16 protein-coding genes are annotated in these 22,295 nt (G+C 45.2%); 6 read left to right on the plus strand and 10 right to left on the minus strand.

Going from position 1 to position 22,295, the window contains the following annotated elements:
- Nucleotides 1–18: 18 nt before the first annotated feature.
- The 5 genes from ACYZZR_RS02915 to ACYZZR_RS02935 all read right to left on the minus strand — a co-directional run bounded on the left by ACYZZR_RS02915 (nt 19) and on the right by ACYZZR_RS02935 (nt 5,933).
- Entirely contained in the window at nt 19–330 is a 312-nt protein-coding gene (locus tag ACYZZR_RS02915) for a DUF4286 family protein (protein WP_461532494.1), read from the minus strand.
- A 13-nt stretch (nt 331–343) separates the two neighbouring features.
- Nucleotides 344–2,149, minus strand: coding sequence for a tetratricopeptide repeat protein (locus tag ACYZZR_RS02920; RefSeq protein ID WP_461532495.1), 1,806 nt, complete (start codon nt 2,147–2,149; stop codon nt 344–346).
- Between the two features lie 60 nt (nt 2,150–2,209).
- On the minus strand, nt 2,210–3,487 hold the full coding sequence (serS, locus tag ACYZZR_RS02925; protein ID WP_461532496.1) for a serine--tRNA ligase: 1,278 nt from the start codon (nt 3,485–3,487) through the stop codon (nt 2,210–2,212).
- A 284-nt stretch (nt 3,488–3,771) separates the two neighbouring features.
- Nucleotides 3,772–5,460: a single-stranded-DNA-specific exonuclease RecJ gene (gene recJ / locus ACYZZR_RS02930; RefSeq protein ID WP_461532497.1), complete on the minus strand. Its 1,689-nt coding sequence runs from the start codon at nt 5,458–5,460 to the stop codon at nt 3,772–3,774.
- Nucleotides 5,461–5,513: 53 nt separating this feature from the next.
- On the minus strand, nt 5,514–5,933 hold the full coding sequence (locus ACYZZR_RS02935; protein ID WP_461532498.1) for an OsmC family protein: 420 nt from the start codon (nt 5,931–5,933) through the stop codon (nt 5,514–5,516).
- A 406-nt stretch (nt 5,934–6,339) separates the two neighbouring features.
- On the opposite strand from ACYZZR_RS02935, the gene atpD reads away from it, so the two are divergent.
- Together atpD and ACYZZR_RS02945 are read left to right on the plus strand one after the other, a co-directional pair.
- On the plus strand, nt 6,340–7,848 hold the full coding sequence (gene atpD / locus ACYZZR_RS02940) for a F0F1 ATP synthase subunit beta (protein ID WP_461532499.1): 1,509 nt from the start codon (nt 6,340–6,342) through the stop codon (nt 7,846–7,848).
- An 87-nt stretch (nt 7,849–7,935) separates the two neighbouring features.
- Nucleotides 7,936–8,214 carry a F0F1 ATP synthase subunit epsilon gene (locus tag ACYZZR_RS02945; protein WP_461532500.1) on the plus strand — a complete coding sequence of 93 codons (279 nt, stop codon included), beginning with the start codon at nt 7,936–7,938 and terminating at the stop codon, nt 8,212–8,214.
- A 375-nt stretch (nt 8,215–8,589) separates the two neighbouring features.
- Here the strand turns inward: ACYZZR_RS02945 and hppD are convergent, their stop codons facing one another.
- From hppD to ACYZZR_RS02960, 3 genes are all read right to left on the minus strand, one after another.
- Nucleotides 8,590–9,729: a 4-hydroxyphenylpyruvate dioxygenase gene (hppD, locus tag ACYZZR_RS02950; protein ID WP_461532501.1), complete on the minus strand. Its 1,140-nt coding sequence runs from the start codon at nt 9,727–9,729 to the stop codon at nt 8,590–8,592.
- A gap of 161 nt (nt 9,730–9,890) precedes the next feature.
- A complete protein-coding gene (locus tag ACYZZR_RS02955) occupies nt 9,891–11,051 on the minus strand; it encodes a homogentisate 1,2-dioxygenase (RefSeq protein ID WP_461532502.1) in 1,161 nt (386 codons plus the stop codon).
- 228 nt (nt 11,052–11,279) lie between these two features.
- Nucleotides 11,280–12,332, minus strand: a complete 1,053-nt coding sequence (locus ACYZZR_RS02960; RefSeq protein ID WP_461532503.1) for an endonuclease/exonuclease/phosphatase family protein — start codon at nt 12,330–12,332, stop codon at nt 11,280–11,282.
- Nucleotides 12,333–12,427: 95 nt separating this feature from the next.
- Between ACYZZR_RS02960 and ACYZZR_RS02965 the strand changes: the two genes are divergently transcribed.
- The 3 genes from ACYZZR_RS02965 to ACYZZR_RS02975 are packed head-to-tail and all read left to right on the plus strand — an operon-like array spanning nt 12,428 to nt 17,950.
- Entirely contained in the window at nt 12,428–15,178 is a 2,751-nt protein-coding gene (locus ACYZZR_RS02965) for a TonB-dependent receptor (protein WP_461532504.1), read from the plus strand.
- 53 nt (nt 15,179–15,231) lie between these two features.
- A complete protein-coding gene (locus ACYZZR_RS02970) occupies nt 15,232–17,139 on the plus strand; it encodes a DUF5689 domain-containing protein (RefSeq protein WP_461532505.1) in 1,908 nt (635 codons plus the stop codon).
- 43 nt (nt 17,140–17,182) lie between these two features.
- Nucleotides 17,183–17,950 carry an amidohydrolase gene (locus ACYZZR_RS02975; RefSeq protein WP_461532506.1) on the plus strand — a complete coding sequence of 256 codons (768 nt, stop codon included), beginning with the start codon at nt 17,183–17,185 and terminating at the stop codon, nt 17,948–17,950.
- Here ACYZZR_RS02975 and ACYZZR_RS02980 read toward each other — a convergent pair.
- Nucleotides 17,947–19,617, minus strand: a complete 1,671-nt coding sequence (locus ACYZZR_RS02980) for an Ig-like domain-containing domain (protein ID WP_461532507.1) — start codon at nt 19,615–19,617, stop codon at nt 17,947–17,949. The genes ACYZZR_RS02975 and ACYZZR_RS02980 overlap by 4 nt on opposite strands.
- 49 nt (nt 19,618–19,666) lie before the next feature.
- A complete protein-coding gene (locus ACYZZR_RS02985) occupies nt 19,667–20,362 on the minus strand; it encodes a ComF family protein (protein ID WP_461532508.1) in 696 nt (231 codons plus the stop codon).
- A gap of 198 nt (nt 20,363–20,560) precedes the next feature.
- On the opposite strand from ACYZZR_RS02985, the gene ACYZZR_RS02990 reads away from it, so the two are divergent.
- Complete coding sequence (locus ACYZZR_RS02990) at nt 20,561–22,102, plus strand: glycine--tRNA ligase (protein ID WP_461532509.1); 1,542 nt, start codon at nt 20,561–20,563, stop codon at nt 22,100–22,102.
- Nucleotides 22,103–22,295 lie beyond the last annotated feature (193 nt).

The following is a 22,295-nucleotide window of genomic DNA, read 5'->3' on the forward strand; positions in this document are numbered from 1 at the left end:
CTTTTTCCTTTCCGGCTATTAATGCTCACTTACTACTTGTAGTTCGGTGCGGAATGCTACTAGGTGATCTCCAAAACGCTGTCGAGCCTTTTCGTTGAAGATGGTAGCGTCTTCCTCATAGTATTTTTCTAGCATATCTCTATTCTCTGCGATGTATTGTACAGAATAGGTGATACCTCCCATCTCTTCTTCTACCAATACGCGGAGTATCCTGGCGTTGCAGAACTTTCCGGTAGCCAGTATTTCGGGAATGTGCTCTTCTCGCATCCACTTCAGCCATTCGTCCTGTCGCGATTCGTCTATATTGGTCGTCACATTGTAGATGTACATGTTTTCTGTTTTATCAGGTTTCTTTTTCACCCTGGTCGCCTCTCAGCTTGCGATATGCTTTTCTAGCCGGTATGAAATAGATGCTGTCCTGGTGTTCAAAAATAATCTTTTCGTAATACGGAAGTGCCTTTTCAGGGTTTTCCAAATGTTTTTCATATAATTCAGCAAGAGCGTACAAGGCGTCGTCTATAAGGATGTCGAAGGGGTAAAATTCTATGATTCTCAGGTAATTGAACTCGGCCTTTTCGTAGTCTTTCTGTTTTACGTATAACTCGGCTTGTTTGAGTAAGGCTTCGTCTTCCAGACTTTCTCCTCTGTGGTTGTTCAGCACTGAATCGAGCAGTACTACAGCCTCTTCGTGTTTTTGCTGATAGGAGAGCAAATCGGCTTTGGCATATAGTTTAAGCGCCGTATTTGTGCTGTCTTCCTGCATATTGTCAGATATGAGAAGGCTCAGTTGCATGGCGTCGTTGGCGATGAGCTGAGAGGCTGAGCTTCGGAGCACTTTGAGTTGGGTAAGTGCCCAGTTGAAGTCTCCCTTATAAAAACTGGCTTGGGCTACTTTAAACCTGGCTTCTTGCCCAATCACATCGTTTTTCATCATTTTCTGCACCTGTGAATAATAGATCAGCGCACGGTTGAATTTTTCTCCGTATAACAAGATGTCGGCATGAGCCATTTTGAGTTGTGCCTCTTTGTGAGGATCGAGCCGAAGATCTTTACATTCGTCGAGCAGGTTTTCTGCACCGGTGAGATCGTTCACAGTAAAGGCGAGGAATTTCGCATAGGAGATTTGAAGACTCAGTGTATTTTCATCTTTGCCGTATTCGTTGAGCAGTTTTTGGTATTGTTGGTCTATTTGCCTGTAATCGTCACTGTTCCTAGCGATTTTGGTCTTTATGTTGAGCGTGTATAACTGGGCTCCGATTTGAAGTGCACTGGCTGAACTGTGGGCGATGATGAATTCAAAAACCTCAATGGCCACCTCGTAGTCTTCGTCGTTCATAGCTTGGAGGCCAAGGTCTGCGATGGGCTGCAGACTGGCTCCTTCTCTGCGGTTAAAAATAGCTTTTTCCTGACTAAAAGCTCGGTCGTATTGTCGCTGTCTTACAAAGAGCCAGCTGAGTATTTCGTTCCAAAGGGTGTTGGGGCTGTCTTGAGCTCGTTTGAGAACCAGTTTGCGGAGAAGTACGTTGTTTGGGTTGGAAGGATCCTCTGAAATAAACCGTGCTATGATTTGTCGTACGGTAGATAAATTAGTGTTTTTTCGAGAAGAGATTAAATCCAGCAGGCTGTTGTACATCTTGTCCATATCGCCCTTTTCACCGTATAGCTGTGCGATCTGGTAATCTACATTGATTTTGGAATCCAGTTCTTTTCCCTTTTCGTAAGTGGTGATAGCCCGATCAAGCAGGTTTTTGTCCTGAAAACCCTGCCCTACAGTATAAGCATAGGCAGGGCGTTGTATTACTGCCTCTATGGCTTTGTTGTAATAGGCTTCAGCTTCTTCCTTCTTTTCCTGTAGTCCACAATTGTATCCCAACTCTATAAAAAGGAGGGGGGAGGCATTTTTGCGAGTGCTTGCCTGCTGCAGTACTTCTTCGGCCTTGTCGTATTGTTCCAGTTGTTGGTAGCAGGCCACGAGCTGGCGGATATAAGAGCTTCGAGGGTTTGTCTCATACAGTTTTTCGTAGAGCGCAAGAGCTTTCCCGAATTCTCCTCCGTCGAAATATTGCTGAGCCAGTATTTCTTCCTGAGAGAATACCTGAAAAGCGAAAAGGAGACCTATCAAACAGCAGATGGCTTTTGTAACGCTCATGGTATTTCGGGTTTAAGGAGTGGTCGGGGGTATGCCCCCCGACAAATATCAACCCCTAATTTATGAAATTCTGTCGAAACCGGTATAAGGAACCAATACTTCGGGAATCCTAATACCGTCTTTGTCCTGGTAATTTTCCAGAATTCCGGCCAGCACCCGCGGAATAGCGAGCGAACTGCCATTCAAGGCGTGGCACAGAGTCATTTTTCCATCGCTATTTCTATAGCGGAGTTTTAGCCTGTTGCTTTGGTAGTCCTCACAGTTAGATACTGAGCTGATTTCCAGCCAACGGTCTTGGGCGGTAGAGAAAACTTCAAAGTCAAAGGTTATAGCCGAGGTGAAACCGAGATCACCTCCGCAGAGTTGTAAGATGCGATAGGGGAGTTTCAGCTCGTTCAATATGCCTTTTACATGGGTGATCATTTCGTCAAGAGCTTCATAGGAATTCTCCGGTTTGGTGATTTGAATGATCTCTACCTTCTCAAACTGATGCAATCGGTTGAGTCCTCTTACATGTGCCCCATACGATCCGGCTTCCCTGCGGAAGCAAGGCGTGTGTGTAGTGGCCTTTACGGGCAACTCATCTTCATTTACTATGGTGTCGCGATAGCAGTTTATCATTGGGACTTCTCCGGTGGGGATTACGTAGAGATCGTCTTTTTCTATGTGATACATCTGTCCTTCCTTGTCCGGAAGCTGCCCTGTGCCCAAGCCAGAGGCTTCGTTGACAAAATAGGGGAGGAAGTACTCAAAGTATCCCGCTTCCCGGTTTTTGTCGAGAAAATAATTGATCAGAGCTCTTTGCAAACGGGCTCCCTTTCCCTTGTATACCGGAAAACCAGCTCCGGTGATTTTGCTCCCGAGATCGAAATCGATGAGATCGTATTTTTTGGCCAGCTCCCAATGTGGCAGTGCGTCGTCGTCTAATTGCGGGATGTCTCCATGGCGGAAAACTTCCTCGTTGTCTTCGTCTGAGGTTCCGGGAGGTACGGTGTCATGGGGTATGTTCGGAATGCGATAGAGCAAATCGGTAAGGGCGTCAGAGGCTTTGTTGAGCTCATCCCCAAGTGTCTTGGCTTCCAATTTTAGTTCGCTTGTCTGCGCTTTGAGCTCATTAGCTTTCTGATGATCACCGCTTTTAAACAGGTTTCCAATTTCTTTCGACAATTTATTGGACGAGGCAAGAGTGTTGTCGAGCTTGGTTTGTACAGCTCGGCGCTCTTCGTCAAGTCGGAGGACTTCTTCGACCATTTCCGATGCTTCTTCTCCGAAATTGCGCTTTTCCAATCCGCGGATAACCCGGTCTTTGTTGTCTCTGATAAATTGTACCTGTAACATAGTGAATAGGTTTTATATTGATTCCTGTTTTTGTCCCAAAAAAGGAGTACAGGCGACAAATTTAAGAAGTTTTAATCCAATTACAGGGTATTATTTTTAGTGAATTCCCAGCTCCCTCTACTTTGATCGCTTGGCAATCCCCATCACCCATCTCCGCGTCTCCGCATCACCCCATCACCGTATCTCCAAATCTCCTCTTCACCAAGTCTCCACGTCACCTCATCTCCAAGTCTCCCCGTCACCGCGTCACCCCATCTCCAAGTCTCCCCCTCACCTCATCCCCCCTACTTAATATCGTACAGCTTGAGCTGCAGACTCACCGAGCCGTTCCAGTGATTTTCGTCTATGGAATACACCGCGTCAAATGACTTTCCCCCTTTTACAAGGGAGTATTTGTCGCCCAGATTAAATCCGACACCTCCGAATATATCAGAATTGCCCTGTCGAACTGAAACCTTGAGGTGCTTGCCGTTTTCACCGACAGGTTTTCCGTACCCCGTGTCTTTCAGGTTTTCGGTGAGAAATACCGGAGCCGGATTTCCGGGTCCAAAAGGAGCGAATTGTTTGAGAATACGATAGAATTTCGGATTGATATCACCGAGTGAGATCTGCATATCGACACTAATTTCGGGGATGAGCAACTCCGGACTAATGGTTTGGGAGACTACGGTTTCGAATTGTTGCTTGAAATTTTCGTATTGTTCAGGAAGCAGTGTGAGTCCAGCCGCGTATTTATGTCCGCCAAACTGTTCGATATACTCAGAGCACTGCTCTAAAGCGTTGTACACGTCAAATCCTTTTACCGATCTAGCCGAGGCGGCCAGTTTGTCGCCTGTTTTGGTAAATACCAGAGTAGGGCGGTAATAGGTTTCTGTGAGTCGAGAGGCGACAATGCCTATCACTCCCTTGTGCCAGTTTTCGTGATAAACTACCGTAGTATGGCGGTTTTCTTCTCCTTGTTCTAAGATCTGTTGAAGGGCTTCTTCGGTGATATTTCTGTCCAGTTGTTTGCGGTCTTGATTAAACTGTTCTATTTCAGCTGCGAATGTCTTTGCCTGTTCTGTATCGGTTTCGGTGAGCAGTTCTACAGCGTGTAATCCGTGTTTTATCCTGCCAGCGGCATTGATGCGAGGGGCTATGACAAAAACGACATCTGTGATGTTGAGTTGTTTTTTTTCTAGACTGTGAATAAGCGCTTTGATTCCGGGTCTTGGCGAATGGTTTATCTGTTTTAAACCGAAATGGGCCAATACCCTGTTTTCACCGGTAATAGGTACAATATCGGCGCCGATAGCTGTAGCCACCAAGTCGAGATAGGGAATCATGCTTTCGATAGTTTGTCCTTTTCGAGAGGCCAGTGCCTGAATGAGCTTAAAGCCGACTCCGCAACCACAGAGTTCGTCGTAGGGGTAATTACAATCCTGGCGTTTGGGGTCGAGAACAGCCACTGCTGGCGGGAGTTCAGTTCCCGGGCGATGGTGATCGCATACTACAAAATCAATGCCCTTTGTAGAAGCATAGGCGATTTTGTCTACGGCTTTGATGCCGCAGTCTAGGGCTATGACAAGTGATATCCCATTGTCGGAAGCGTAGTCTATACCCTGATAGGAGATGCCATAACCTTCGCTGTAACGGTCGGGGATATAAGTGTCTACCTCGGAATAAAAGCTGCGGAGGTAAGACGACATCAGGGCTACCGATGTGGTACCGTCTACATCGTAATCTCCGTATACTAGTATCCGCTCTCCTCGAGCCACGGCATTTTCTATGCGCTCTACCGCTCTGTCCATATCTTTCATCGAGAAAGGATCGTGCAGGTCGTTCAACGAGGGCCGAAAAAAGCGACGGGCATCTTCAAAACTGGAAATACCCCGCTGCACCAGCAAGTAGGTGATGAGCTCGTCTACCTCCAGCTCCTTGGCCAGTTGTGTTACTGCAAGTCGGTCTGGCGGTGTCTTTTTTTTCCAGCGCATAGTTATTTTCTTTGGTCTTGAGGCAGGGGAAGGACACAGGGGTGTCCTCGAATTTATTTTTGGTGAAAAAAGGTCTTGATATCGATCTTGGCAAAATGGCGGAACATCTCCATAACGCCACAGTATTTCTCTACAGAGAGATCCACTGCGCGCTGTAGTTTCTTTTCGTCCAAGGCAGCGCCGTAAAAGTGATACTCGATGGCTACTTTGTCGTAGTATTTAGGGTGTTCGTCTGTGAGTTCAGCATCGGTTTCAATGACAAAATCGTCTACTTTCAGCTTCATTTTTTTTATCAGAGAAGCTACGTCGAGTCCGGAGCACCCTGCCACAGCAGAGAGCATAAGCGCTTTTGGACGAAGTCCGTTGCCTTCCCCTCCGTCTTCGGGACTGGCATCTATTTTGAGGCTTCCCGCCGGGTTGGTAGACTCAAAAGCCATTTTACCCAGCCATTTGGTGGTTACGTGATGTTTCATGTTGTTTATGGTTTGTTGTTTGTTGTTGAGATTTTCAAAAGTAAGAATTTAAGTGGGAATAAAGGGCTTTTGCAGGTGGGAGTATCGCAGACCTGACTGTTGGTGGAGGGTATGGGCTTCCGGAAGTTGCTTGCTGGTTTTGGGTGATAAACATTCGGTTTTATGTAGATTTACAAAATATTTGCCTGAGATAGGCACAATAAAATTTATAATCGAGTGTATATCTGTCAGGTAATATAATCAGAAGATTTAATTTTTTGTAAAAAACAAGGCTAAACAATTTCCATATCTTCATAAAAAATATATCTTTGCAGCGCGAAAAAAGCCCTGTTGACAACAGGTTGATAACCTGAGATGTCGGTTTTTTTCAAGGACTATAAAAGCTATATTTTTAAAGATTTAAATAATGTCGAAAGTTACAGGTAAAGTTGCGCAAATTATTGGTCCGGTAGTAGACGTTGCGTTTGCTGCGGATGCCGAGCTCCCGAAGATTTACGATTCTCTTGAAATAGCGAGAGAAGATGGTTCAAAACTCGTGCTGGAAGTACAGTCGCACGTCGGTGAAGATACTGTGAGAACAATCTCTATGGACTCTACAGATGGTCTGAGCCGAGGAGCTGAAGTAGTAGCTACTGGAAGTCCGATACAAATGCCTATTGGAGACGAGGTTTACGGTCGTCTGTTCAATGTTATGGGCGATGCTATCGACGGTTTGGGCAACCTGCCAAAAGCTGGAGACGAAGGTCTGCCGATACACAGAGAAGCGCCGAAATTTGACGAACTTTCTACTTCTACCGAAGTGTTGTTTACCGGAATTAAGGTTATCGACCTTATCGAACCTTATGCCAAAGGAGGTAAGATTGGACTGTTCGGTGGAGCTGGTGTGGGTAAAACCGTACTGATTCAGGAATTGATTAACAATATTGCCAAAGGGCATGGAGGACTTTCAGTTTTTGCCGGAGTGGGTGAGCGTACCCGTGAGGGGAACGACCTGCTGAGAGAGATGCTGGAGTCTGGTATTATTAGATATGGTGACGATTTTATGCACTCTATGGAAGAGGGTGGATGGGATCTGAACAAAGTGAACAAAGAGAGCCTGAAAGAATCTAAGGCTACTTTCGTGTTCGGGCAGATGAACGAACCTCCCGGAGCACGTGCTCGAGTAGCGCTTTCGGGTCTGACCATAGCGGAGTATTTCCGCGATGGAGCAGGGGACGGACAAGGAAAAGACGTGCTGTTTTTCGTAGACAATATCTTCCGATTTACACAAGCGGGTTCTGAGGTGTCTGCACTTCTTGGGCGTATGCCTTCTGCAGTGGGTTACCAGCCTACTCTCGCTACTGAGATGGGTGCCATGCAAGAGCGAATTACCTCGACTAAAAGAGGGTCTATTACCTCGGTTCAAGCGGTATACGTACCTGCGGATGACCTTACTGACCCGGCACCGGCAACGACTTTTGCCCACCTCGATGCAACTACGGTACTGTCTCGTAAAATCGCTGAGCTCGGTATTTATCCTGCGGTAGATCCGTTGGATTCTACTTCTAGAATCCTTACTCCTGAAATTCTTGGAAACGATCATTATGCCTGTGCACAGCGTGTAAAAGAGCTGTTGCAACGATATAAAGAGCTCCAGGATATTATCGCGATTCTCGGTATGGAAGAGCTTTCTGAAGAAGACAAACAAGCAGTAGGACGTGCGAGAAGGGTACAGCGTTTCCTTTCACAGCCTTTCCACGTAGCTGAGCAATTTACCGGAATCCCCGGAGTACTGGTCGACATCAAGGATACTATTAAAGGCTTTAATATGATTATGGACGGTGAATTAGATCACCTTCCAGAAGCTGCCTTTAACTTGAAAGGAACCATAGAAGAAGTTGTTGAAGCCGGAGAAAAAATGCTGGCAGAAGCATAGGTGTTTGCAGTTTTAGTGTTACAAAGTTGGTTGCCTAACAACTACAAACTACAAACTACAAACTAACAAACCATTAAACGCAAACCGATGTATTTAGAAATAGTGTCCCCCGAGGCTACCCTTTTTAGTGGAGAAGTGACTTCGGTTGCCGTTCCGGGAATAAACGGGGAATTTCAAATGTTAAAAGATCACGCCCCTATCGTTTCTTTGTTGGGAAAAGGGAATGTGAAAATTTACGGTGAAATCAGTGTCGAACCCAGCTTTGAGGAAAAATTCTCAAAGGGAGAGAAGGGAGAAACCCTGCTGCCTATAGACTCCGGAACCGTGGAGATGAGAAATAATAAAATTATCGTTCTGGCAGACTGATTACTGTTTCAGACCAAGACATAAAAAAGCCGCTCTGTAATTGTACAGAGCGGCTTTTTTAATTTGTAGTTTTTTAGTTCTTAGTTGTTAGGAGCACAATTTATATGTACCAGACGCCGTAGAGACGCAATATATTGCGTCCCCCCCCCCCCCTTGACGAATTGATGTAATACGATAGGCAAGATTTCTGAAAGAGAATTTAATAAATTTATTCGATACAAATATGTATCGAATAGATCTTTGATGCGTGGAAACCCCAGTAAATAAGGGGTGTAGGGTGTTTGTGTTCCAGTGGTTGAGGTTGTGTCTAAAATGAGAAAACCCCTCGGGGAGAGGGGTTTGTAATGTCTGTTTGCGGATGGGTTGACCCTCTTGTTAAAGGGTGCCGCGCAGTTCCTGTTCCCGTTCTATAGCTTCAAATAGGGCTTTAAAGTTCCCTCTTCCGAATGACTGGGCTCCTTTGCGCTGAATAATCTCAAAAAACATGGTAGGACGATCCAGTACGGGCTTGCTAAATATTTGAAGCAGATAGCCTTCGTCGTCTCGATCTATCAGCACTCCGAGATCCTTGAGAGGTTCCAGATCTTCATCTATTTCTCCTACCCTATTCAGTACGGTTTCGTAATAGGTTTCGGGGACGCTGAGGAATTCTACTCCTCGGTCGCGCAATTCAGTTACTGTTTGTATGATGTTGTCGGTAGCTACGGCTATATGCTGTACTCCAGCTCCATTGTAAAAATCGATATACTCTTCTATCTGCGATTTTTTGCGGCCTTCTGCAGGTTCGTTGATGGGAAACTTAATCCTTCCATTGCCATTGCTCATCACCTTGCTCATCAGTGCGGTGTATTCGGTAGAGATATCGTTGTCGTCGAAGGAAATCAACTGTGCAAACCCCATCACTTTCGCATAGAATTCACACCATTTGTTCATCTCGTTCCAGCCTACATTACCCACCATGTGATCTATGTATTTCAGTCCGGTACCCGAGGGTTTATAAGTCGGATTCCACGGCTTGAAGCCCGGCATAAACACGCCTTTGTAATCTTTTCTTTCCACAAAAACATGCACGGTTTCGCCATAGGTGTGTATTCCGGAGAGCACTACTTTCCCGTGTTCGTCTTCTACAGTTTTGGGCTTCATATAACTTTTCGCTCCTCTCGAGGTGGTTTCCTCATAGCTTTTTGTAGCATCATCTACCCAAAGGGCTACCACCTTTACTCCGTCTCCATGGGCGTTGATATGCCTGTTGATGTCTCCGTCCGATTGCAGTGGAGAAGTGAGCATCAGTCTTATTTTGTCTTGTTGTAACACATACGACACCCGGTCTTTTACCCCCGTTTCCAGTCCGGCATAAGCCACTGGCTGAAATCCCCAGGCAGATTGGTAATAGTGAGCCGCCTGCTTGGCATTGCCCACGTAGAGTTCTACATAGTCGGTGCCCAGTATTGGCAGAAAATCTTCTGCTTGCGGAACCGTTTTTTCTAGCTGTAATGATGTATTGTCTGTTTTCATTTTTTAATAGGATAAATTGTTAATTTGAAAAGATACCAATTGACCAATATATCAATGGACAAGAGGATTGTACAGGGATTTTTTCCCATTTTGGTTATGGAGGTGATTTTGCGATATATCTTTTAATATATCAATCTATACAAAAGAACTCACGTGCTATCTCATTCCTCCAACCACGACCTGTAATATGAGTCGTCTGCGATTTCCACGGCTTCTTTGGTGAGCATCAGTGGCTTAAAAGTGTCGACCATTACCGCGAGTTCATCAGTTTCTCTTTTACCGATACTTCGTTCCACAGCCCCGGGATGAGGTCCGTGCGGAATTCCAGCCGGATGCAGGGAGATATGACCTGCGGCAACATCGTTTCTGCTCATAAAATCACCGTCTACATAATACAGTACTTCATCACTGTCTATATTGCTGTGATTGTAGGGAGCAGGGATGCTTTCCGGATGGTAATCGTAGAGCCTTGGCACAAAACTGCACACCACAAAGGCATCGGTTTCAAAAGTTTGATGTACCGGTGGCGGCTGGTGAATGCGCCCCGTGATGGGTTCGAAATCGTGGATAGACAGGGCATACGGATAGTTAAAACCGTCGTAGCCTACCACATCAAAAGGATGAGAGGCATAAATCAAGTCGAAGATCTCGTCTTTCTTTTTAATCTTGATCAGAAAATCTCCTTTTTCGTCGTGGGTCTCCAGTGTTTCCGGCCTGCGGATGTCGCGCTCGCAATAGGGCGAGTGCTCCAAGAGTTGCCCGAACCAGTTCCTGTACTTTTTTGGAGTGTAAATCGGGCGTCGCGACTCTACGATAAAGAGACGGTTGTCTTCGGTGTCGAAGTCCATTTTGTAAATAACACCCCGAGGTACCAGCAGGTAGTCACCGTATTTAAAATCCAGATTCCCGAGATGAGTGCGCAGCCTTCCCTCGCCTCTGTGTATAAAAATCAGCTCGTCTGCATCGGCATTTTTGTAAAAATAATCTTCCCTACTGTGTTTAGGCGCAGCTAGAATAATGCTGCAGTCACTGTTGGTAAGCACAGTCTTTCTGCTTTGCAGATAATCGTTCTCGGGCTTTATTTTAAACCCGTGAAAGCGATATGATTGTATATTGTTCTCCACCGCAATCCGAGGGGCGACATCCGTACTACCTTTTATCTCCTTTACCTGCGTTGGCTGGTGTTGGTGATATATATTGGAATACATCCCGTCAAAACCTATGGTACCAAACAGCTGTTCGCGATAGAGATTGCCGTCAGGTTTGCGAAAAGTGGTATGTCGCTTATGGGGAATTTTCCCCAACTTGTGATAAAAAGGCATACTCTGCTTGTTTTGGTTAAACTTTATAAAAGAATACAAAAGCCAAGCTGCCTCATTCCGGATTGCGTTTAATGAGGTATTGAAGATATGATAATAAACCTTGCCATATCGGGATCATAATAAACAAATATCCGAAAATAATTGCGCTTTTTCAAATTTTTTGATTCCTAATAAACGATGTTGCAATTGAATAATTCAGATAAATGACAGTATCGCTTTAAAAATTGTTCAAGGACTCGCTTTTTTACTGACGAGGTACAGATATACGGGGAAGTGATCGCTATACCCCCCGGAATAGGTTCCGAGCGCATAACTTCTCAGTGGATACCCCTTATATTTTCCAGAAGGGGTGATCAGAAAAGCTTTGTTGTAGATTCCTGCTTTCCAGTAGCGATAAGAAGTGGTGGAGGTGTCGAGTAAGGAGGAAGTAAAAAAGATCTGGTCAAACAGATGCCACCTATCGCCATAGCCGAGACTTCCCATGCCTTTCCGAGCCAGCTCTTCCATGGGGTTATAGAGGTAGCCGGAAGCAGTGTCTTTCTTTTTCCCCAGAGTTTTTAGCACTTTTTTCAAACTGGGGTCGGAAGGGTCGTCGTTCAGATCGCCCATACTGATAATTTTGGCTTCGGGAAGTATGGAGCGAATGGAATCTATAATCCGCAAGTTCAGTTTTGCCGCTTCCAGACGGTGTGGACGGCTGTGTTTTTCTCCACCGTAACGCGAAGGCCAGTGGTTTACGATAAAATAAATCAACTCCTCGTCCAAAATGCCACTTACCAGCAGCTGATCTCGGGTATAGCGCCTGTTTTCCTCTTCGTCGTATATTTTAAGAGGGATGGAGGAAGTGCTTATGGGGAAGAAGGTCTTTTTCTTATAGAGAAGGGCAACGTCAATTCCCCTGCGGTCGGGACTGTCAAAATGTACTATCCCATAGTTGTAAGGCAGCAGTAAGGGATGTGAACTCAGATGGTGCAGTACCTCTGCATTTTCCACTTCTGCCAAACCAACGATATCAGGAGCGGTGGCGGTTAGTTCTCTCCCTATACCAGCAATTACTTTAGCCAATTTGGAGATCTTGTCAAAATAGCGCTCCGAAGTCCATCGATATGAGCCATGTGGACTGCGGTCTTCATCCCATACTGAACTACTGATGGTGTCGAACAGATTTTCGGTATTGTAAAAGGCTATGGTGCGGATGTGATAGTATTCCTGTCCGTGCAAAGAAGGAGAAAGCTGGAGATAACTAAAAATCAAAATTATCGGGTAAACAGCTGCTTTCATCTGGTGTTCTTTTTAATCGCAATCAAGTTATGAAAAAAATAACTTATCAATAAATTAATATTTTTCTTATATTTGAGTAGGAAAATATATCTAAAATGAAATTTTTATTTTTGATTTGTTCTACAGTGTATTGTTCTGCATTTGGCCAATCTTCCTTTTATATTGAGGGAAAGCTTGCCGATTCCAGGTCGCATCTTCCTATTTTCGGGGCCCATATTTACACTGTAGATAAAGAAAGAATAGAGGTGTTGAGCGAGGAAGACGGTTCTTTTGTGCTGTGGGTTTCCAAAAAAGAAGAAATCGTATTGCACATTGGAGCCAAAGATTATGTGGAGGCCGAGTATACTTTACAACCGCCTGAAGAAGGAGTGCCGGGAGTCGATCTGGGAGTGGTATTTCTAAGCCTTGACTTGGTAGAAGAGATGTCTGAAAGCGCAGGGATGATCTCGGCTGACGAACTGGAAGATGACGAAAGCGGTGCTGAGGTAGCACCGGGTATATTACAGGCCTTTGGAGATATTTATCTGAGACGAGCAGCTTTCGATTTTGGACAGGCTTTTTTTAAAGTGCGGGGGTACGATGCTGCCGAAGGGGTGGTTATGCTCAATGGCATTCCCGTAAATAAACTGTTCAACGGACGTCCGCAATGGAACAATTGGGACGGATTGAACGATGTGACGAGGGATCAGGAATTCTCCTTTGGGTTGTCACCTTCGACCTCTCATTTTGGAGGGATACTCGGTACTACCAATATCCGTATCCGTCCTTCTGCTTTTCGTCCGGGTTTTCGCCTATCGGCCTCGGCCTCTAATCGGTTTTACAACAATCGACTGATGGCTACTTACAATTCGGGAGCACAGGCCAGTGGCCTGGCATTTTCTGTGTCAACTTCCCGACGATGGGCTTCCGAAGCCTATACCGATGGCACGCTATACGATGCCTGGTCATTTTTTGGAGCTGTGGAATACCGATGGAACGACCGAAATAGCATTCAGCTTATGGGAATGTGGACTCCCAATCGCAGGGGTGGCTCTGCAGCATTGACTGAAGAGGTATTTGAGCTTGCAGGTTCCAGATACAACCCGTATTGGGGTACACAGGACGGGAAGATTCGGAATTCCAGAGAGCGACGTATTTCCGAACCTATGGCTCTGTTGTCCTATAATTACGAAGGGGAGCACCTAGAAATTCACACGGGAGCCATGTGGCAGGCGGGAAGTTTTGCGCGCGATCGTTTGGGGTATTTTAACGCTCCAAACCCAGACCCGGTATACTATCGCTATATGCCCAGCTTTTATATCAACAGCCCTTCGGGAGCAAACTTCGACAATGCACTTCTCGCGAGAGATAGCTTTTTGAGAGCACCTCAATTGGACTGGAATTCTCTCTATGGAGCCAATCGCAATCCTGAGTTGCACGGGCAGGCGGCCTATATGCTGTATGCAGACCATACCGACGATAGAACTCTCGCATTTAATCTCGCAGCTACTTATCGCATTACTCCCCGATTCACTCTAGATGCAGGGGTTTTTGCTCGCAGTGTGGATTCACATAATTACGCAGAAATCAGAGATCTGCTCGCAGCAGATTTTCACACGGATAAAGACCCTTTTACAGATACTTCCAACGATATAAATGGTGCTTTGAAAAAGCGGCAAGGAGAGAGGTTTAACTACAATTATAGTGTAGATGCTACAAAATATGAGGGGTTTGTACAAGCGAGAGCTGAGGGGAGAAAGTGGGATGCCTTTTTGTCGGGAAATATAGGAGGTACATCATACAGGAGGATCGGGCACTATAGAAACGGACGTTTTCCCGAAAACTCTGAGGGGCAGGGAGAGGCTTTGAGTTTTTCCGACTATGGAGTCAAAGCCGGGATAGGATTCCGCTTTACCGATCGACATATTTTACGCTTACAGTCAGCTTATATACAAAGGGCTCCCCTCATGCAGAATGTATTTGTAAACCCGAGAGAAAACAATAATATCGTAGAAGATATAGGAGTGGAAAGTTTGTGGACGGCAGACGCTTCATATCTGTTGCGCTTGCAAAGGCTTAAATTGAAATTTAGCGGGTACCTCACAGAGATCGACAATGCAGCTAAAGTGAGCTTTTTTTATGTAGATGCCGGAGTGGGAAGTGATTTTGTGCAACAGACACTCAGCGGTATCGGCAAGCGATATGTAGGAGGAGAACTGAGCTTGTCTTACGAGTTTTCTCCCGAGGTGAAACTCACTGCGGTAGGCGCAATCGGTAATTTCAAATACTCTCGAAACCCCCGTACAGCCATCAATTTTGACACAGCAGGAAGAGAGGAAGACCTAATTAGTCCCGATGGCTTCCTCGATCTCGGCACGGCAAAGCTCAAAGGGTATCGCCTGTCTACCGGATCACAACGAGCCATAAGTGTCGGTGTCGAATACCGAGATCCGGACTATTGGTGGGTAGGACTCACAGCAAATTATTTGGCAGACAGTTTTGTGGATGTGTCTGCAATTACCCGAACACAGAGTTTTCTCCTCAATCCGGAAACCGGCGAAACCTTTCCGGATATCACCAGCAATCGGCTCGAAGCCCTGCTCGAACAGGAGAGCTTAGACCCGGTTTATCTGCTCAATCTGACCGGTGGAAAATCTTGGCTTGTCAAAGGAAAGTACATAGGACTGTTTGTCAGTGTAAACAATGTGTTCAATCAGCTGTATCGAACAGGGGGCTATGAACAGAGTCGAAATGGGAACTTCGGACAGATGGAAGCCGATAGCAAAGGAGGAAGACCCTCATTTGGGAATAAATACTGGTACGGGTTTGGACGAACCTATTTTTTAAATCTGGTACTGAGCTACTGAGCAGTTGCGATCTGATAGGAGACAAACGATCAATGGTATAAAACAGCACTTTCATGAAAACATATCGAAATATACTGTTGTCTATTTTATTTATAAGTGGATGTATTTCAGACAAATACGATGCTCCCGGAGCTGATTGTGTTCAGGAAGAGATAAAAGCCAATACCACTTTTTCTGAATTGAAAAAGCAGTATACTGATGGAGTAATGCGAATAACAGAACCTCTTGTGGTGGAGGGGTATGTGATCTCTGATGATAAGGCCGGAAATTTTTATGGTAGCCTTTATCTCCAAGACAGCCCAGATTCGCCCGAGCAGGGATTGAGGGTCGACTTGGATATAAGAGATGCTTATTTGAACTATCCCGTGGGGCAGAAGGTAGTGGTGAACCTTCAAGGGATGTACCTGGGAAAAAGCCGGGAGAGCTACGCCGTAGGGGGAGTGTACGCCAATGCAGGTGGAAATCTGTCTGTTGGCAGACTCCCGGCATCTCAGGTTAAATTTCACCTTTTTGCGACTTGCGACCCACCTGTGAAGATCGCAGCCACAAAAATAAAGCTTACACACTTAGACGATAGCTTGATTGGAACCCTAGTACAACTAGACGGACTGGAAATCGCCGTTAAAGAGCTGTGCTCTACCTATGCCATAGCTGGAGAGTCTGCTACCGAAAGGGTATTGCAAGACTGCGAAAGAAATGAAATAGTACTCCGCAATAGCGGATATGCAGATTTTCAAGAAGTTGTGCTTCCCAAAGGAAATGGAACTGTTGTCGGCGTTCTGGAAAAATATTCGGGAAAGTATCAGCTTGTAGTAAGAGATACAAGTGATGTAAAACTCACTGACGAACGCTGTGATAGCGTAGTACTGGAAGACTGTAAAGAAGGAAAAGGGGTTTCGTTGGACTTTGTAAGACAGCTCTACGAGGGAGAGAAAACCCTCGTCCCGGAAGGTATACAGGTGAGCGCTACGGTAATATCGGATAGAAATTCTGGCACTACTCCCGAAACAGTGGCGATAATACAGGATGAAACAGGGGGAATGCGTTGTGTTTTTGAGGAGGCACACGCTCTAAATCGCAACGATAGTATAACGATCGACCTATCCGGAGCCGTCTTAGAAGTAGACGAGGGCGGAATGAGTGTTGGCAGACTTACTAAAGAAAGGATTATTTCTGCAGAAGAAGGGGCCTCTATAAAACCGACGGAAATATCGATTTCGGGAGAATTAGCTGCCCATGAAAGTACTTTGGTGCGCATAGATCACTTGCAGTTCGACCATGTTGAGCGTACCTTTTTGGGCGAGAGCCTGCTTACAGATTGTGCGAATTATATAGGGCTGTATACCTCAGAAGAAGCTAGCTTTTCTGAAATGGCCGTTCCCTCCGGGAAAGGGAGCATTACAGCGATGATGTCTTTTAAAGACGGACAGCCCTTCCTCTTACTTCGCGATATTACAGAGATCGACTTTAAGGGAGAAAGGGAGCAATGTGATAGGCGTGCTGAGCTGATGATTACCGAATACATAGAGGGCTCATCCTACAATAAATATATCGAAATTTACAACCCCGGATCTCGTTCTGTGGATCTGAAGTGGTATGCTTTGGGAAGGGACAACAACGGGGATGGTGTATTTGGAGAAAGATATGTATTGCCGCTCGAAGGAGAAATCGGTGCGGGAGAGACAAAAGTGTACGCCCATACCCGCGCCTTGATATATTCGGGAGAAATTGCAGGAACATCAGGAACTCCGATGAGCTTTAATGGCAATGATCAGGTGGTATTGTTGAAGAATGACAGACTTATTGACAGGGTGGGAATTGGAGGAGATCACATTTGGGGTGCAGATAAAACTTTTAGAAGGAAAACGAGGATAACTTCCCCTAATTCGAACTACAATGAGGTTGAATGGGATATTATTGTGTATCCGAAGGATGATGTAAGCGGATTGGGGAAGCGATAAAAAGACCGCAAAAAACCATAACTTAGTGGAAAATTACGGCATTATGAAGGTAGCACTGATACAAACCACCTTGGAATGGGAAGATCCTAAAGCCAACAGAACGCTTCTCGAAACTCGTATTAAAGCCTTGGAAAAGGACAGCAAACTCGCCATTCTTCCCGAGATGTTTACCTCCGGATTTACTATGAACCCGGAAGTAGTAGCGGAAACGATGGAAGGGGAAACGGTAATATGGATGCGAAACATGGCTTCGGAGAGAGAACTCGCGATTACAGGAAGTGTCGTCATCACTGAAAATGGAAAATATTACAACCGTTTGCTGTTTGTTCATCCCGATGGAGAAGTCGAGTATTACGACAAACGGCATACCTTTACTCTAGCGGGTGAAGATGAGGTGTACGATGCCGGAAACAAGCGACTTTTGGTGGAGTATATGGGCTGGAAGATTTGTCCTATGGTGTGCTACGACCTCCGCTTTCCGGTGTGGTCGCGCAATACCTCTGAATACGACTTGATAGTGTATGTGGCCAATTGGCCTCTGCCGAGAATAGCCGCATGGGATACGCTTTTAAAAGCCCGAGCCATTGAGAATATGAGCTATTGCGTCGGACTAAACCGCATAGGAGAAGACGTTAACGGGCATAAGTATCCGGGGCATTCGGCTGCGTATGATGTACTGGGAAATCGACTTGCTTTTTCAGATCGAGATGAAACGCTTTACACTTTGCTCGATCGCAGTGAAATAGCGCACAATCGCAATAAATTTCGTTTTCTAGACGATAGAGATCAATTCGTATTAAGCGAGTCTTAGTCTGTATTCGGAATGCTGTCTTTTGGTTTCGGCGGAGGTGGTGGTGAGGGTGGTGTTATTCTGAAATCTTGTTCAATCTCCCAGTTGGCCTTGATGTCCAGCTCTCCGGGAAAATGTCTCACCCTTTCGGGTTGCCTTTTTTCGAGGTAGTCTCCTGTATCCCACTGTCGGTTGCCGTTGTCGTCATAGATCACGCGAAGCAGGTATTTTCCGGGTTCCAGATAATTGAAGTCGTAACTAGGCTGTTCCTCATCGGCAAAAATTTCGTCTTTCACCTCCCCGTTGTCGTCAGTGAGCTGTACGATAATGGGATATGATTCGACATTGTGAAGTATCATTCTCAGCGTACCGTATTCGTCCAAAGCACGAGTGCTGAGGTTAAAACTCAAGCTGTCGTTTAGCTCTCCGAAAAAATCTTCGATTGCCCCAGGAAGCAGAGAGAGTTGGTACTTCTGATCAGGTTGTACATCCCATTTAATAACGGCATTGTTTTCCTTTAGGTCGACAGTAGCTTCGAATTCTACCTCTGCAGAATCCTTGTCTATCAGTGAGATAAAAGTATCCGAAACAGAGCTAATAGGGGTGTTGGCGCTTATGGTAAACGGTTTTTTAAACGACAGATTGGGCTGGTTGGGGTTGAGTAAAAGGGTGTCGTTGTACAGTTCTTTTATCTTTACGGTAAAAGTATCCCTTACCATCGACAAGGGGTTGGTTACCTGAAATATCAAGGAATCGGCTTCGAGGTTTTTAAACCAGTAGTGCAAGGTGTCTTTCTCCTTGTCTTTTACGAGTCGGTATGCAAAGTCATCCGGAGCTTCAGCTGGCGATAGCAGCTCGATGTCAAGGCTGTCTGCCGTACCTTCGTAACCGAAAATTATTCTGTTCTTAGCTGCCAATGCAGGGCGCGAAGCTCGATAGTAAGTATTGTCTTCAAAAAGGTTGAGATGGTATACAGAATCTGTAGGAACATCGATAAAATCGCTGATAAAAGCAATTTTATCCGTTTTTGGGACATAGGTGTTGGTCGATGAATTGTCTTTGAGACCAATAAGCAGATATTTTCCCGCCTTGACATTGGTAATCTCAAAGAGAGTGGTGCTGTCGAGCGTATTGGTGATATAAGTGGGCAGCTGATTGTAAACAATAGAATCGGTATAGGTAGTGTCTACTTCATACATCAGAACGGAGACAAAATCGTCTGCTTCTTTTTGTATAGCATCGGTAATATACCCCTTTACCTTGAGTGAATCGACATAGTCTCCGGTAGAAAACACATATTTGAAAAACGAATAGGGGTTGTCCTCATTGTTGTCTACTATACTCTGTCCGAAGTTTAGTACATAGGTGGTGTTTTCTTTTAGGGTATCATTTATTTTGATGTCGATATACTTACTCGCCGTTCCCTGAGGCATGATCTCGGGGGTGGTTTTCATCGGAGGTGATACGATAAGCTGTTTCTGCAAATCTTTCAGCTTGATGTATTCGTCAAAGTAGATACGAATTCTCTTCGCTTTAAAGTGAATGCTGGAAGTATCGGGCTCTGCCGAAACCATTTTAGGAGGAGTGATATCTTTTGCTCCTCCTGTCGGTGTACCCCTTTTGGCACAGTTGAGCAGGGTGAGAAATATAAAGAGGAATAAGCCTGTATTGATCAGTTTTTGTCTCATCCGGAGATCGTTGATTATCGCCAGACAAAGTAACGATTATTTTTAATAATTACACGGTAAAGGCCATGGTTGCAATACTCACTTTAACATTCGAGAGTTTCTGAAGTGCCAAGGTACAGCGTTCGAGGGTAGCTCCGGTGGTTACCACGTCATCTACGAGCAGTATGTGGCAATTGCAAATATTCTGATCAGACTTGATGTCGAATAGGTTGTATGTTTCTTCCCAGCGACCAGCCTTGCCTCTAAATGCCTGCGCTCCGGGATCTTTCTTTTTTATCAGAAGTGTAGTACAATACTGTGCGTGAAGAGCCTCGGCTAAACAACGAGCGAAGTAATTTACCTGATTATATCCTCTTTTTCGCTGTTTTTTGGGATGTAGAGGTACTGGAACTACGAGATCCACCGCCTTGAGAAAAGGACTTTCTCGCAACACACAGCCGTACCATTTGCCGAGAAACAGCCCTATGTCAGGACGATTTCTGTATTTGAGATGGTGGATGAGTTGCTGAGTGATGCCCTCTTTGCGAAAACGCAGCAGAGCGGTGGCAAAAACAATCCTTATTCGCCCGTAAAACAATCTGACCACAGGATTCTGTTCTTGTAAGTGGTAGGTAGTTGCAGGAATATTGTGCCTACACCAAGTGCACAGCATTTGTTCTCCCGCAGAGAGAGGTGAAGAACAGCCCGGACAACACTGAGGGAAGAAGAGATTGAATATATCGGCAAAAATGTTTGTGAATTTCATATGGCTTGAAAATAAAATTAAAAATAAGTAAAAACCTACAAAACAACAATATAAACACCTTCTTTTTGGTTCGCTTTTGCCGATTGCGGTGACCAGAGTTCAGAGAACTTGTTGTCTGCAACAAAAATAAGGAGGAAATCCCCTTTTTTCGCGGGCAATATCTTATCTTTCCCCCTTAAAAAATCCTATTTTTGCGCCATGGCAAATCAAGACGAACATTTCAAGAAAGTAATAGCCCATGCGAAGGAATACGGTTATATTTTTCCTTCCAGCGAAATCTATGACGGGCTCAGTGCAGTATACGATTACGCCCAGAATGGGGTGGAGTTGAAGAAGAATATCCGGGAATACTGGTGGAAGGCGATGGTTCAGATGCACGGGAATATTGTGGGGATAGACGCTTCTATATTTATGCACCCCACAACCTGGAAGGCATCGGGGCACGTAGATGCCTTCAACGATCCGCTGATCGACAATAAGGACTCCAAGAAACGCTATCGCGCAGATGTGCTGGTAGAAGATTATGTCGCCAAAATAGAAGGTAAGATAGAAAAAGAGGTGGCCAAGGCTCAAAAGCGTTTTGGAGACTCGTTTGACAAAGAGCAGTTTCTCGCCACCAATCCGCGGGTGATAAAATACCGGGAAGAGGGCGATGCTATTCTCAAAAGATTGGGAAAATCGCTGGAGAATGAAGATTTGGCCGATGTGAAGGCACTGATTGAAGAGCTGGGAATTGCCGATCCCGAAACCGGATCGAAAAATTGGACCGATGTCAAACAGTTCAACCTGATGTTTGGCACCAAACTCGGAGCTTCTGCAGATAGTGCGATGGACTTGTATCTGCGTCCGGAAACGGCGCAGGGAATTTTTGTCAATTTTCTGAATGTACAGAAAACGGGTAGAATGAAGATTCCGTTTGGTATTGCCCAAACCGGAAAGGCATTCAGAAACGAGATTGTAGCTCGGCAGTTTATTTTCCGTCAGCGGGAATTTGAACAGATGGAAATGCAGTTCTTCGTGCGACCCAATACTCAGAAAGAGTGGTATGAGACCTGGAAGGAAACTCGCCTGAAATGGCACCTTTCACTGGGAATGGGAGCAGATAATTACCGCTTTCACGATCATGAAAAACTGGCTCATTACGCCGATGCGGCTACCGATATAGAGTTTCGTTTTCCCTTTGGATTCAAAGAATTGGAAGGTATACATTCTCGAACCGATTTCGATCTTGGAAATCACGAGAAATTCTCCGGTAAGAAATTACAGTATTTCGATCCGGAACTCAATGAAAGCTATGTGCCTTATGTAATAGAAACTTCTATCGGGCTCGATCGTATGTTCTTGGCCGTATTTTCAAATTCGCTTCGAGAGGAGGAACTCGAGAGCGGAACTACTCGTACGGTACTCAGAATACCGGCGGTACTGGCACCTTATAAGGCAGCGGTATTGCCTTTAGTAAAAAAAGACGGACTTCCTGAAGTAGCCACAAAGATTGTGAATGATTTGAAATGGGATTTTATGGTGCAGTATGACGAGAAAGACGCTGTAGGGCGCCGATACCGCAGGCAGGATGCCGCGGGAACGCCTTTCTGTATCACTGTCGACCACCAAACTCTTGAAGATAATACAGTGACTATTCGCCATCGCGATACCATGGAACAGCAACGCGTAGCCATTGATGAGGTACGCTCCATCATACTGAAAGAAACGGATATGCGCAGTTGGTTGACGCGTATGTAAACTTGGTTTGGTTACTCAGTTATTAAGTTATTCGGTTATTGAGTTATTAGGTATGGTCTAATTAACTCAATAACCTATTAGCCCAGTAACCTCCTCCCCCCATCTGAATTCCTCACATTTCACAAACGGATTTACCTCGTCAAAATTGGACACTTCTCAATGACCGTATATAAACAGTTTTCTGTAAATTTAT

The organism is Sinomicrobium sp., assembly GCA_029266035.1.
In the GTDB taxonomy this organism is placed as follows: domain Bacteria; phylum Bacteroidota; class Bacteroidia; order Flavobacteriales; family Flavobacteriaceae; genus Sinomicrobium.